Origin of the sequence: Amycolatopsis sp. cg9, assembly GCF_041346945.1 — a bacterium.
GTDB lineage: Bacteria > Actinomycetota > Actinomycetes > Mycobacteriales > Pseudonocardiaceae > Amycolatopsis.
Window position 1 is genome coordinate 976,053 of the sequence record NZ_CP166850.1, and the last position, 13,567, is coordinate 989,619.

The following is a 13,567-nucleotide window of genomic DNA, read 5'->3' on the forward strand; positions in this document are numbered from 1 at the left end:
CACACCCAGAACACGGGAGCCGCAGTGAGCGAAGACGAGTACGCCAGACGGGGTATCGACCTCGACAAGCCGAACCCCGCGCGGGTGTACGACTACATCCTCGGCGGCCAGCTGAACTACGCCGTCGACCGGGTGTTCGCCGAGCAGGTGCTGGCCGCGCAGCCGAACGCGCGGGAGCGGGCGCGGCTCAACCGGCGGTGGCTGCGCCGGGCCATCCGGTTCGGGATGGACCAGGGCATCCGGCAGTTCCTGGACATCGGGTCGGGCATGCCGACCGTCGGGCACGTGCACGAGGTCGCGCAGGCGGTCGACCCGAGGTCGCGGATCGTCTACGTCGACAATGAGCCGATCGCCGTCGCGCACAGCGAGATCGTGCTCGAGGGCAACGAGAACGCGGCGATGGTGCACGCCGACGCCGAGTTCCCCGACGACGTCCTCGAGCACGACATCACTGAGATGATGCTCGACCTGGACCAGCCGGTGATGGTCGTGATGGCGCTGTTCGTGCACTTCATCCCGGACGAACGGGACCCGGCCCGGCTGATCGCCTCCTACCGCGACGCGCTCGCGCCCGGCAGCTACCTCGCGCTGTCGTCCGCGACGTACGAGCAGCAGAGCGACGGGACGGCCCGCGCCGTGGCGATGTACCAGAAGAGCGCGAACCCGGTGACCCCGCGCTCGGCCGACGAGCTCCAGGCACTGGTGGACGGCTTCGAGATCCTCGACCCGGGCATCGTGTTCATCCCCGAGTGGCGGCCGGACGACCCCGCGGACGTGCCGGCCAACCCGGCCGAGTGCGGCGGGCTGGCGCTGGTGGCGCGCAAGAACTAGGCGGGGACCAGCTCCGGTGCAGTGCGCGTCTTCGGCACCAGCCCCGCGAGCAGGACACCGGTCAGCGCGGCGAGCGCGGCCACCGCGAACGTGGCCCGGAAGCCGAACAGCGACGGCACCGGCAGCCCGCCGACGGTGATCGTCAGCTGGGCCAGCATCGCGGCCATCACCGCACTGGAGACCGCCGTGCCGACCGAGCGCATCAGGGAGTTCAGGCCGTTCGCCGACGCCGTTTCGGTGACCGGCACCGAGCCCATGATCAGCGCGGGCATCGCCGCGTACGCGATGCCGACGCCGGCTCCGATGATCACCGACGCCGTGATCAGCTCGAGGGCGTTGCCCATCAGCAGGATCGCGAAGATGTACCCGACGGCGATCACCAGCGCGCCGGTCATCAGGGTCGGGCGCGGGCCGAAGCGGGCGATGAGCCGCGCCGAAACGGGCGAGAGCAGCATCATCACGAGGCCGTTCGGCGCCAGGGACAGCCCGGACTCCACCATCGTCTGGCCCAGGCCGTACCCGGTCGACGCCGACGCCTGCAGCAGCTGAGGGAACGACAACGCCATGGCGTACATCGAGAACCCGACCATGATCGACGCGAGGTTCGTGAACAGCACCGGACGGCGCGCGGACACCCGCAGGTCGACGAGCGGGTCGCGCCGGCGCAGCTGGTAGGTGCCCCAGGCCAGCAGGATGACGACGGCCGCCGCGGCGAACCCCAGCGTCGGCGTGCTGGTCCAGCCCCACGTGGCGCCCTTGACCACCGGCAGCAGCAGGCAGACCAGGCCGGCGGCCAGCCCGAACGCGCCGAAGTAGTCGAACGGCGCGGGCGTGCGCAGCGGCGACTCCGGCACGAACTTGATGATCAGCAATGCGAAGAACAGCCCCAGGCCGGCGGCCATCCAGAAGAGCACGTGCCAGTCGGCGTTCTCGGCGACGACGGCCGCGACCGGCAGCCCGATCGCACCGCCGACCCCGAGCGTCGCGCTCATCAGCGAGATCGCGCCGCCGACGCGTTCCGGCGGGAGCTCGTCGCGCATGATGCTGATGCCGAGCGGGATCACGCCCATCGCGCAGCCCTGCAGCCCGCGGCCGATGATGTGGAACGCGAGCGCGCTCGTCGTCGCGGACACGACCGAACCGGCGATGAGCAGCGCGAGGCTGACCAGGATCATCCGCCGTTTGCCGTAGAGGTCGCCGAGCCGCCCGCTGACCGGCGTGATGACGGCGGCGGCCAGCAGCGTCACGGTGACCACCCAGGACGCGTCGGCCGGCGAGGCGTTCAGCAGCCGCGGGAATACCGGGATCAGCGGTACGACCAGCGTCTGCATGAACGAAGCGACGAGCCCGCACGAAGCGAGCACGACGACGATCGCGCGGCCGGACCGCTCGGGACGGGACACCAACACCCCCACGGTGTGTAGTTAGTACGCATCATGCAACTTCATGCACTGTACCTACGGGGTGGCGGGTTTCCGTACGAGTGGCGGTTTCGTCACAGCCAGGTGCGGACGCCTCCGTGTCCGGAGCAGGTCCCGGAGCGGTGCTGGCTGTAGCTGTAGCTGCCGTCTTTGCAGACTGCTGTCGCGCCGGACGGGTTGTCGCTGGGCCGGTGGACGCAGTTGCCATCGGAGTTGCGGTAGTAGTCGGCGCCGCACTCGGCGGGTTTCGGCGCGGCCTGCGCGCTGGTCTTCGGCGCGGGCTTGGGCTTCGGCGCACTCGTCTTCGGCGCGACGGCCTGCGGGGTCGTCGGCACGGTCGTGGCGGCCGCTTCGGACGTGGTCGCGGGCGCTTCGGTCGTGGCCGGAACCGACGTCGTCGGCGTCTGGTACGTCGACGACGGAGCGTCGAGGACCCCGACGCTCCCCGCGTCCTTCGGCGGCACCGCGCCGACGCCACAGCCCGCGACCAGCAGGCCGGCGGCCAGGACCCACCCCAGTTTCTTGCTCACGAGGACTCCTTAGCAACCCGAACCAATGCCGCCGTAGTCGCTCGCCCGAGAGCGTTTGTTACGCCGCCTAAACTCGGCGCATGTCCTGGTTGCGGCGCTACGCGGCCGAGCTCGCGGTCGTCGTCGCCGTGCTCGTCGGCTCGCTCTTCGCCGTCCTCAACGACGGTGCCAAGCCCGCGCACCACGCCGCGGCCGGGTGGGTGCTCACCGTCCTCTGCTGCGCCGCTGTGTTCTGCCGCCGGACTTACCCGCTGAGCGTCGCCGGGTTAACGCTCGTTTGCTGCGCCCTCTACTACCCGCTGACCGACCCGGACGGGCTCGTCCTCCTCGCCTTCGCGTACGCGCTCTTCAACGCCGCCGCGGCCGGGCGGATCCGCGGGGCCGCGCTGCTCGTCGTCGCCGCGATGGCCGGGGTCGCCGTCGGGGAGATCAGTTCGCGGACCGGGCGGCACGTCGACAACTTCGCGTTCTTCCTGATGACCGGCTGGTTCGTCGCGCTGGTCGCGGGCGGCGCCGTCGCGCACTACCGAGCCGAAGCCGAGCGGACCAAGGAAGCCGAAGCCCGGGCGCGCGCCACCGACGAGCGGCTCCGGATCGCGCGCGAACTGCACGACGCACTGGGCCACCACCTCGCGCTGATCAACGTCCAGGCCGGCGCCGCGCTGCACCGCCGCGATCCCGCGCAGGCCGAAGCAGCCCTCGGGACCATCAAAGACGCAAGCAAGACCGCACTCCAGGAGTTGCGCGCGACGCTCGGCACACTCCGGACCGAACGGCCCGCGCTGGACCGCGTCGCGGAACTGGCCGAGTCGGTCGGGGCGTCCGGGCTGACCGTGCGCACCGAGATCGACGGCGTCGCGCGGGACCTGCCGCCGGACGTCGAGCACGCCGCATTCCGGGTGGTGCAGGAGGCGCTGACCAACGTGGCCAAGCACGCGAGCGCGAAGACCGTCGTCGTGCGGCTCGGCTACCGGGCCGACGAACTGTCCGTGCAGGTCGACGACGACGGCCGCGGCGGGGACGCGCCACCGGGGAACGGGATCCGCGGGATGGCCGAGCGCGCGCGGGCCTTGGGCGGCGCAGTCACGGCCGCGCCGCGCGAAGGCGGCGGTTACCGGGTGCGCGCGCGGCTGCCGGTGCGATGATGGGCCGATGATCCGGGTCCTGCTCGTCGACGACCAGCGGCTGGTGCGGGCCGGTTTCCGGTCCATTTTGGACGGTGAGGACGACATCACCGTCGTGGCCGAGGCCGCGGACGGCCGCGAGGCATTGCAGGCCGCGCACGACCACCGTCCGGACGTCGTGCTGATGGACATCCGCATGCCGGTGCTCGACGGTCTGGCCGCGACACGGCACCTCCTCGAAGACCCCGCCGTACACAGTAAGGTCGTCATTCTTACGACGTTCGACCTCGACGAGGACGTCTACGGCGCCCTGCGCGCGGGCGCGAGCGGGTTCCTGGTCAAGGACACCGAGCCCGAGGAGCTGATCCACGCGGTGCGCGTGGTCGCTCGCGGCGACGCGCTGCTGGCACCGTCGATCACCCGGCGGCTGATCTCGGAGTTCGCGTCGCGCGGCACCCGACCGGCACCGCCGCCGGCGCTGGACCGGCTCACCGACCGCGAACGCGAGGTGCTGTCCCTGGTCGCGGCGGGCCTGTCGAACGACGAAATCGCGCGCGAGCTCACGCTCAGCCCGGCGACCGCGAAGACGCACGTCAGCCGCATCATGACCAAGACCGGCGCACGCGACCGGGCGCAGCTCGTCGTGCTCGCCTACGAGTCCGGGGCCGTGACGCCGCGCTGGGTGAACCCCTGATCCGTACTCCCCCGGGTGTACGGGACGAGCCTTAAGGGACACCGCCGGGAGGAACGCAAGTGTCCTCCCGTGCTCGACGCGGAGCAGGCACCCGAACGCGAATCCTTGTCCGCCATGGACACCATCACTCGCCCCACCGGGGGAAGCCTGGCGAAACTGGCCGGCTGGGCGCAGCGCCACCGGTGGCTCGCCGTCGCGCTCTGGGCGCTCGTCCTCATCGGCGTCACGCTCACCTCGCAGCTGGCCGGAGACGCGTTCCACGACGACAACTCGCTGCCCGGAACCGAGTCCCAGCAGGTCGTCGACCTGCTGCGGAACACCGCGCAATCGGACACGAGCGCGCAGATCGTGTTCAAGTCCGATAGCGGGCTCGACGCGCAGCGCGCTGCAATCGGACATCTTCTGGAGAATGTCCGATTGCAGCCACACGTGCGGTCGGTGACCGGGCCGTTCGAGACGCTGTCGGCCGACGGCCGGATCGGCTACGCGACCGTCACCTTCGACGCGGCAGCCGCCGACCTGCCCTACGACGACATCGTGCAGTTCGCCGACACGGTCGGGCACAGTCCCGTCGAGGCCGCGCTCGCCGGCGAACCCGTCGAGCGCATCTCCGGAGGCGGCGGGCCCGCGGAAGGCGTCGGGTTGCTGGCCGCGCTGGTCATCCTCGTGTTCCTGTTCCGCTCACTGCTCGCGGCCGGGCTGCCGGTCATCACCGCGGTCTTCGCCGTCGGGAGCACGCTCGGCGTGATCACGGTCGTCTCGCACTACGTCGACATCGCGAGCTACACCTCGCCGCTGATGATGCTGGTCGGGTTCGGGGTCGGCGTCGACTACGCGCTGCTCGTCTTTTCCCGCTACCGCTCGGAGATCCTGAACGGCCTCGACCGCGAAGCGGCCGCGAGGCGCGCGCTCGACACCGCCGGCCGCTCGGTGCTGTTCGCCGGGACGACGGTGATCATCGCGCTGCTCGGCCTGCTCGCGCTCGGGCTCGGCGGGCTCCGCGGCGTCGCGCTGTCGGTCGCGCTGACCGTCCTGATGACGATGCTCGCGTCGGTGACGCTGCTCCCCGCGCTGCTTTCGCTGTTCGGGAAGCGGCTCGAACGCGGGATCCGGCGGCACGCGGAGAAGCGCGAGCACGGCCGGGCGTGGCGGCGGCTCGCAGACGGCGTCCAGCGACGGCCCGCAGCTCCGCTGGCGATCGGCCTGCTCCTCCTCGTCGGCCTGTCCATCCCGGCACTGGGCATGCGGCTCGGGTTCGCCGACGCGAGCACCGACCCGGCCGGGTCCACCACGCGGAAGGCGTACGACCTGCTGGCGGAAGGCTTCGGACCGGGCTTCAGCGGGCCGCTCGCGGTCGTCGCCGCGGAAGGCGACGCCGTCGCGCTGCAGCAACGGCTGGTGTCGACGCCGGGGGTCGCTCGCGCGCTGCCCCCGATGGGCCGGACCGTCCTCGCGTTCCCGACGACGTCACCGCAGGACGCGGCGACCGCCGAGCTGGTGACGCGGCTGCGGACCGAGGTCCTGCCGGGGCTCCCGGGCCGCTACCTGGTCGGCGGGCCGGTCGCGGCCGCCACCGACTTCGCGGGTGCCGTCGCCGACCGGCTGCCGCTGTTCGTGCTGGTCGTCGTCGGGTTGTCCGCGCTGCTGCTGATGGTCGTGTTCCGGTCGGTCCTCATCCCGCTCAAGGCCGCACTGCTGAACCTGCTGAGCATCGGCGCTTCGCTCGGCGTCATGACGCTGGTGTTCGGCGACGGCTGGTTCGGCGCGCAACCCGGCCCGATCGAGGCGTTCGTGCCGGTGATGATCTTCGCGATCGTGTTCGGGCTGTCCATGGACTACGAGGTGTTCCTGGTGTCGCGGATGCACGAGGAGTGGCGGCGCACCGGCGACGCACGGATCGCCGTGCGCGAGGGACTCGCCGCGACCGGCGGCGTGATCACCGCGGCCGGCGCGATCATGGTGCTGGTGTTCGGCGCGTTCCTGCTCGACCCGTCGCGGATGCTGGCGCAGTTCGGCCTCGGCCTCGCGGTCGCGGTGCTGCTGGACGCGCTGGTGATCCGCTGCCTGGTCGTGCCGGCGATCATGCGGCTGCTCGGCGCGCGGGCCTGGTGGCTGCCGAAGTGGCTGGACCGGCGGCTCCCGCACCTAGCGCTCGAGCCTTAAGCCTGCAGGCGCCGCGCGACGGTGTCCGCCAGCTGCCGGGCCGGGGCGCACAACCGGTCCGGCGGCTCGTCGCCCTTCTCGACGTCGACGAGCACGAGCTCGTCGGTCAGCACGTGGTTCGGGTCGCTGTACTGGCGGTAGACGATCGAAACCGTGCAGCTGGTGTCGCTGCGCATCGCGGCCCCGACCCGCGCGTCGAAGCCGGGCAACGCGACCGGGGTGCCTTCGAGGTGCTCGGCGTCGCTCCGGTCGAAGAGCACCTTCACCACGCCGGGGTGGTCGGTGTAGTCCCAGTCGCACCCCCAGTTCGCGAAGTCCGCCGTCCGTTCCACCGGCCCGGCACCGACGGCGGCCGTCACCGCGGCGGCGTCCATCAACGCGCAGGCGTCCTTCCCGGCGAGCGATCCGGCGGGCAACTCGCGCCGGGCGATCTCGCCCTCCTGCAGCTTCAGCAAGGCGCTCGCCAGGACCGTCTCGGCCATCCCGCACAGGTCGACCGGCCGCTCGCCGGTCTCGCGGGCCTGGAAGATCACCTGCTCGTCGTCCGGCAGGAGCACCAGCCGGACGCAGTTGTCCGGCTGGGCCGGCGCGCGCTGGATCCCCAGCGTCCCTTCCCGGTGCACCGGCAGGCTCGGGTCCGAGACGCCCTTCGCGAACTCGACGCGGACGTCGACGAACTGCTTGCGGTCCTGCGTCAGGTACACGAGCGCGTCGCAGCGGTTGAAGTTGCCGTAGTCCTCGGACGTCTCGACCATTCCGTAGGCGTTCAGCGCCTCGGCGTAGGTCAGCGCGCACGGGTCCGCGGTGCGCGGGTCGCCCAGGAACGTGTCGTCGCCGGGCCACAGGAGCACCGCGGCGACAGCGGTGAGCGCCACGACGACCACCGCGCCCAGCCACCGCAGCCAGGCCCGTCGCGCCGGCGGCGGATATGGGTCGTCCGGGCGGGCGATCCAGGCGGTTTCGCGGGTCTCCTTGACCTTCACCTTGACCCGCCGGTAGGTGTCGGCCTTCGCGTGCGCGCTCTGTTTCACCACCTCTTCGAAAACCATTTGGACATGACGAGCGCCAGCACGCCGTCCGATTTGGCGAGTGCTTTCTTCAGCACCTTCGCGTCGAGCAGGCGAAAGGCCTTGATGATCGCCCGCGACGCCACTCCGTGCTCGTCGTAGGCGATTTCCCCGGCGTGCAGCGCGACCCGCACCCGGATCTGCGCCTGCTTGGGGTGCCGGGCGTTGTGCGCGCGCACGGCCTCGGCGAGTGCGGTCGGAAACCGCTCCACGAAAGCCGATTTGGGCACGGTGGCGGGCACGAGGACGAAGAGACCGTCCCCCGCGTCGTCGAGCCGCGACTCCTGCCAAGGCAGGCCACAGTCGAGAAAGGCCCTTTCCAATGCCCCGTACAGACCGCTCCGCAACGCGAGCAGGTCGGGTGTCGTTCTCTCCGCGGCGCCGTACTTTTCGACGTCGACCAAGAAGATCGTTCTGTGAACGGGCGAAACCACCCCGCAGACCGTACCCGCGACGGCGGTAAACCCGATCGGGTGATCAGCGCCCCCAGGTCGTCGGCGTCTCGGACAAGCGGAATTCCAGCGTGCCGCCGGTGCGCAGGAAGGACGCGTCGAGTTTCCAGTCCCGCTGCGGCCGTCCACCGCGACGGACGTCGGCGATGTACTTCCCGCTCCCTGACGTTGTAAGGCGGATCGGCGCCCCGCCCGCCGGCCGCACGACTGCGGTCGCGAACAGCGGGCTCGACAGCAGCAGCTCGCCGGTTCCCGGCGTGCGCGGGTAGACACCGAGCGCGGCGAAGACGTACCAGGCGGACATCGTGCCGAGGTCGTCGTTGCCCGGCAGGCCGGCCGGACCGGTCGTGTAGACGGAGTTCACCAGCTGCCGGACGGTCTCCTGCGTCTTCGCCGGCTGCCCGAGCTCGTTGTACAGCCAGGGCGCGTGGATGTCGGGCTCGTTCGTCGGGTCGTACTTGAGCGGTCCGCCGCCCTTGAGCTGCCAGTTGCCGTTCGCGTCGTGGAAGAACCCGTCGAGCCGGGTGAGGGCGGCCGCCTGGCCGCCCATCGCGTCGGCGAGGCCGGAGACGTCCTGCGGGACCATCCACGTGTAGGCCGCCGCGCTGCCCTGCGCGAACCCGCGGTCGCTCGCCGGGTCGAACGGCGTCACCCAGCTGCCGTCGAGGTTGCGCGCCTGCGCGTAGCCGGTCTCCGGGTTGAAGACGTTCCACCAGTACGCGCCGCGTGCGCGCAGCTCCGCGGCTTCGCTGGTCCGCCCGAGCTGTTCCGCCCAATGTCCGATTGCAGAGTCCGCGACAGCATCTTCGAGCGTCTCGGCGGCGCCGCCCCAGCAGTGGCAGACGTCGTTCGGCGCATAGTGGGACGCCACGTACTGCGTAAGGTTGGGCCGCTGGCCGACGCACTGGCCGGGACAGCCGCCGTCCTGCAGGCCTTCAGGTCGCGGGACAGTCGCCTGCTTGTAGAGGGAATCGAACGCGCCGCGGTAGTCGAAGTTGCGGACGCCCATCGCGTAAAACGTCGCGAGCGTCGCTGCCGACGGGTCGCCGGTCATCACGTGCGTCGCGCCGTTGACGTGCACCCAGCGGTCCCAGACGCCGTCATTCTGCTTCGCGTAGTTGTAGAGCGACTGCGCGAAGTTCCCGGCGACGCGCGGTTCGAGCAGCGCCAGCAGCTGGATCTGGGCGCGGTACTGGTCCCAGCCGGAGAAGTTGGAGTACTGCGCGTCCTGCCCCGGTTCGACGCGGTGGACCTGCCGGTCCATCCCGAGGTACCGGCCGTCGACGTCGCTGACGAGGTTGGGCTGCTGGAGGCTGTGGTAGAGCGCCGTGGTGAAGACGATCCGCTGGCTGGCCGTCCCGCCGCCGACGTCGATCCGGCTCAGTTCGGTGTTCCAGGCCCGCTTCGTCGCGCCGGCGACGCTGTCCACGGTGGACTTCGAGGGCTGCTCGGCGCGCAGGTTGCGTTCGGCGCCGTCGAGGGAGACGTACGAGATCGCGAGCCGCATGGTGACCTTGCTGCCGGGTGCGAAGGTGACGTAACCGCCCGAGCCGCGTCCCGCGCGGTCCTTGCCCGTCGCGTAGCCTTCGCCGCCGGTCTGGTCGAGACCTCCGGGCTGGAGCGTCGCGTCCTTCCACGTGCCGGTGCCGGTGAAGGGCTGGTCGAACCGCGCGGTGAAGTGGAGGCGGTAGTAGGACTTGCGGTTGTTGACGCCGCCGTTCGCGCGGCGGCCGCAGAACGCGCCGGTCAGCACCGACCCGGTGACCTGGCGGTTCGCCGGGTCGAGGTGCGTTTCGGCGTCCTCGCTGCCGTTGAGCGAGTTCGACGTGCGGAAGAGCAGGCTCGCGGGTTTGTCCCGCGGGTACGTCAGCGTGCCGATCGCGGTCCGCGCGGTCGCCGCGACGTCCGTCGTGACGCCGTTGGCCAGGCCGAGACGGTACCGTCCCGGCGTTGCGCTCTCGTCTGCGTGACTGAAGTTGCTGGCGTAGATCGCGTCGGTGGTGTCGGCGGTCGGCGAGGAGGTGATGTCGCCGGCGAACGGCAGGATCGGCACGTCCCCCGCGGCGCCGGGATTGCAGCCGGCGCCGTTAACGTGCGTTAACGCGAAGCCCCGGACGCGGGTGGTGTCGTACTGGTACCCGTTGGCGGCGCCGGTCGACGTCTGGTCGCCGCGCGTGCTGGTCGGGCTCCAGGAGAGCATCCCGAACGGCGCGGTGGCCCCGGGGTAGGTGTTGCCGTCCCCGGCGGAGCCGATCAGCGGGTCGACGAAGTCGGCGGGGCTCAGGTCGGCGGCTGCTGACATCGTTGTCAACGCGGAGGCGAGCAGGGCGGCGGCCAGTGCCACCGTGACGGGACGGCGCATGGGCGGAGATTAACCGGCTTCGATGGCGTTCCGGCGAATTCGAGGTGGACAAGCTGCCGGACACTTCGGCCCGCGTCGAACGCTCCGGCACCTACGTTCGCGGACATGGAGATCAAGCCGCGCATCCTGTACTTCGGCACGCCGGTGGTGCTGCTGAGCACCGAGAACGAGGACGGCAGCCCGAACCTCGCGCCGATGTCGTCGGCCTGGGCGCTCGGCTGGACCGTCGTGCTCGGCATCGCCGCAAACGGACACACCGCGGACAACCTCCGCGCGCGCCCGGACGTCGTGATCAACCTGCCGGCTTCCGCGCAATGGGCGGCGGTGGAGCGTCTCGCGCCGCTGACCGGCCGGGATCCGGTTCCGGCGGGCAAGGCGGCGGTGTTCCGCCACGAGCGGGCGAAGTTCGAGGCCGCGGGGCTGACGCCACAGCCGTCGCGGCTCGTGCGTCCGCCGCGCGTCGCGGAATGTCCGCTGCAGCTGGAGGCGCGGGCCGCGGCCGTGCAATCGGACATCTCCGGAGAGTTTCACATCGTCGAAGCGCAGGTCCTGACCGTGCACGCGGCTCCGGAGCTGGTGGTCCCCGGCACCGAACACATCGACCCGGCGGCGTGGAGCCCGTTGATCTACAACTTCCGGCACTACTTCGGCCTGGGCCCGGAGCTCGGGCACAGCTTCCGGTCCGAAACGCCGTAAAGGCCTCCTCGCCGGCGCCATCAGCCGGTGAGGAGGCCTTTACGGACCCATCAGCTATTCGTAGATCTCGCCCTTGGCGGCCTTCTCGACCAGCGAGGCCGGCGGCTCGAAGTGGTCGCCGTACCGGGCCGCGAGCTCGCGGGACCGGTCGACGAAGCCCTGCAGGCCACCCTCGTACTGGTTGATGTACTGGATGACACCGCCGGTCCACGCCGGGAAGCCGATGCCGAAGATCGAGCCGATGTTGGCGTCCGCGACCGACGTCAGCACGCCTTCGTCGAAGCACTTCACCGTCTCGAGGGCCTCGGCGAAGAGCATGCGCTCCTTGAGGTCCTCGAACGGCACCTCCGTCGAGCCGGACTTGAACGCGTCACGCAGGCCCGGCCACAGACCCGCGCGCTTGCCCTCGGCGTCGTACTCGTAGAAGCCCGCGCCGGTCGAGCGGCCCTTGCGGTCGTACTCGTCCAGCATCCGGTCGATGACCGCCTCGGAAGCGTGCGCCTTCCACGTGCCGCCCGCGGCCTCGATCGCCTCGCGGGTCTCCTTGCGGATCTTGCGCGGCAGGGTCAGCGTCAGCTCGTCCATCAGCTGCAGCGGCGGCGCCGGGTAGCCGGCCTGCGAACCCGCCTGCTCGATCGACGCCGGCTCGACGCCCTCGCCCAGCGCGGCGACGGCCTCGTTGATGAAGGTGCCGATGACGCGCGAGGTGAAGAAGCCGCGGCTGTCGTTGACGACGATCGGGGTCTTCTTGATCTGCAGCGTGTAGTCGAAGACCTTCGCCAGCGTCGCCGGGGACGTCTTCTCGCCGCAGATGATCTCGACCAGCGGCATCTTGTCCACCGGCGAGAAGAAGTGGATCCCGATGAAGTCCTCGGTGCGCTGCACGCCCTCGGCGAGGGTCGTGATCGGCAGCGTCGAGGTGTTGGAGCCCAGCACCGCGTCCGCGTTGACGATGCTCTCGATCTCGCCGAACACCTTGTGCTTCAGCTCGACGCTCTCGAACACGGCCTCGATGACGAAGTCGACGCCCGCGAAGTCGGCCGGGTCACCGGTCGGCTTGATCTTCGCCAGCAGCGCGTCCGACTTCTCCTGCGTGGTCTTGCCGCGCGAAAGGGCCTTCTGCTCCAGCTTCTCCGCGTAGCCCTTGCCCTTCTCGGCCGCCTCGAGCGAGACGTCCTTGAGGACGACGTCGATGCCGGCCTTCGCCGACACGTACGCGATCGCGGCGCCCATCATCCCGGCGCCGAGCACGCCGACCTTCTTGGCCGTGTACTTCTCGAAGCCGTCCGGCCGCGAGCCGCCGGAGTTGATGGTCTGCAGGTCGAAGAAGAACGCCTTCGTCATGTTCTTCGACACCTGGCCGGTGGCGAGGTGGATGAAGTAGCGCGTCTCGATCGTGATCGCGGTGTCGAAGTCGACCTGCGCGCCCTCGATCGCGGCGGCGAGGATCGCGCGCGGCGCCGGCATGTTCGCGCCCTTGATCTGCTTGCGCAGGTTCGCCGGGAACGCCGGGAGGTTGGCCGCGAAGCTCGGGTTGGACGGCGTGCCGCCCGGGATCTTGTAACCCTTGACGTCCCACGGCTGGACGCCGCCTTCGGGGTTCGCCTTGATCCACGCCTTAGCGGCGGGGACGAGCTCCTCGACCGTGCCGACGAGCTCGTGCACCAGGCCGAGCTCGAGCGCCTTGGCCGGGCGGTGGCGCTGGCCCTGCAGGAGGACGTTCAGCAGCGCGCTCTGGATGCCCAGCAACCGGACGGTGCGCACGACACCGCCGCCGCCGGGCAGCAGGCCCAGCGTCACCTCGGGCAGGCCGATCTGGCTGCCCTTGACGTCGGCGGCGATGCGGTGGTGCGTCGCCAGCGCGATCTCGAGGCCGCCGCCGAGCGCGGCGCCGTTGATCGCCGCGACGACCGGCTTGCCGAGCTGCTCGATGCGGCGCATCTGCCCCTTCATCAGGGTGCTGCCCTCGGTCAGCTCGACCGCGTTCTCGGGCTTCGCCTGGATGAGGTCGTTCAGGTCGCCGCCGGCGAAGAAGGTCTTCTTGGCGGACGTGATGACGACGCCGGTGATGGAGTCCTTCTCGGCCTCCAGGCGGTCCACGGTCACGCCGAGCGACTCGCGGAAGTCGGCGTTCATCGTGTTCGCCGACTGGTTCGGGTCGTCCAGCGTCAGCGTGACGATGCCGTCTTCGTCCTGCTCCCAGCGGATGGTCTTGCTCTCGGCCATT

The 13,567-nt window shown here is 70.6% G+C and carries 11 protein-coding genes; 5 read left to right on the forward strand and 6 right to left on the reverse strand.

Going from position 1 to position 13,567, the window contains the following annotated elements; all coding sequences use genetic code 11:
* The first annotated feature begins 24 nt into the window (after positions 1 to 24).
* Positions 25 to 831 carry an SAM-dependent methyltransferase gene (locus tag AB5J73_RS04215; RefSeq protein ID WP_370968326.1) on the forward strand — a complete coding sequence of 269 codons (807 nt, stop codon included), beginning with the start codon at positions 25 to 27 and terminating at the stop codon, positions 829 to 831.
* Here the strand turns inward: AB5J73_RS04215 and AB5J73_RS04220 are convergent.
* Both AB5J73_RS04220 and AB5J73_RS04225 read right to left on the reverse strand, forming a co-directional pair.
* Complete coding sequence (locus tag AB5J73_RS04220; protein ID WP_370972919.1) at positions 828 to 2,240, reverse strand: MFS transporter; 1,413 nt, start codon at positions 2,238 to 2,240, stop codon at positions 828 to 830. The genes AB5J73_RS04215 and AB5J73_RS04220 overlap by 4 nt on opposite strands.
* A gap of 86 nt (positions 2,241 to 2,326) precedes the next feature.
* A complete protein-coding gene (locus tag AB5J73_RS04225; protein WP_370968328.1) occupies positions 2,327 to 2,782 on the reverse strand; it encodes a DUF3761 domain-containing protein in 456 nt (151 codons plus the stop codon).
* An 80-nt stretch (positions 2,783 to 2,862) separates the two neighbouring features.
* On the opposite strand from AB5J73_RS04225, the gene AB5J73_RS04230 reads away from it, so the two are divergent.
* From AB5J73_RS04230 to AB5J73_RS04240, 3 genes are all read left to right on the forward strand, one after another.
* A complete protein-coding gene (locus tag AB5J73_RS04230; protein ID WP_370968330.1) occupies positions 2,863 to 3,927 on the forward strand; it encodes a sensor histidine kinase in 1,065 nt (354 codons plus the stop codon).
* A gap of 7 nt (positions 3,928 to 3,934) precedes the next feature.
* Positions 3,935 to 4,600, forward strand: coding sequence for a response regulator (locus AB5J73_RS04235; protein WP_370968332.1), 666 nt, complete (start codon positions 3,935 to 3,937; stop codon positions 4,598 to 4,600).
* A gap of 114 nt (positions 4,601 to 4,714) precedes the next feature.
* Positions 4,715 to 6,763, forward strand: coding sequence for an MMPL family transporter (locus tag AB5J73_RS04240; RefSeq protein ID WP_370968334.1), 2,049 nt, complete (start codon positions 4,715 to 4,717; stop codon positions 6,761 to 6,763).
* Here AB5J73_RS04240 and AB5J73_RS04245 read toward each other — a convergent pair.
* The 3 genes from AB5J73_RS04245 to AB5J73_RS04255 form a co-directional block, all read right to left on the reverse strand.
* Positions 6,760 to 7,638 carry a hypothetical protein gene (locus AB5J73_RS04245; RefSeq protein WP_370968336.1) on the reverse strand — a complete coding sequence of 293 codons (879 nt, stop codon included), beginning with the start codon at positions 7,636 to 7,638 and terminating at the stop codon, positions 6,760 to 6,762. The genes AB5J73_RS04240 and AB5J73_RS04245 overlap by 4 nt on opposite strands.
* A gap of 152 nt (positions 7,639 to 7,790) precedes the next feature.
* Positions 7,791 to 8,264: a hypothetical protein gene (locus AB5J73_RS04250; RefSeq protein WP_370968338.1), complete on the reverse strand. Its 474-nt coding sequence runs from the start codon at positions 8,262 to 8,264 to the stop codon at positions 7,791 to 7,793.
* Positions 8,265 to 8,307: 43 nt separating this feature from the next.
* The gene (locus AB5J73_RS04255; RefSeq protein ID WP_370968340.1) at positions 8,308 to 10,644 is read right to left on the reverse strand and encodes a GH92 family glycosyl hydrolase; all 2,337 of its coding nucleotides are present in this window, start codon (positions 10,642 to 10,644) and stop codon (positions 8,308 to 8,310) included.
* A gap of 105 nt (positions 10,645 to 10,749) precedes the next feature.
* Between AB5J73_RS04255 and AB5J73_RS04260 the strand changes: the two genes are divergently transcribed.
* Positions 10,750 to 11,340, forward strand: coding sequence for a flavin reductase family protein (locus AB5J73_RS04260; protein ID WP_370968342.1), 591 nt, complete (start codon positions 10,750 to 10,752; stop codon positions 11,338 to 11,340).
* Positions 11,341 to 11,394: 54 nt separating this feature from the next.
* On the opposite strand, the gene AB5J73_RS04265 is transcribed toward AB5J73_RS04260, so the two are convergent.
* Complete coding sequence (locus AB5J73_RS04265; protein ID WP_370968344.1) at positions 11,395 to 13,566, reverse strand: 3-hydroxyacyl-CoA dehydrogenase NAD-binding domain-containing protein; 2,172 nt, start codon at positions 13,564 to 13,566, stop codon at positions 11,395 to 11,397.
* Position 13,567: the final 1 nt, after the last annotated feature.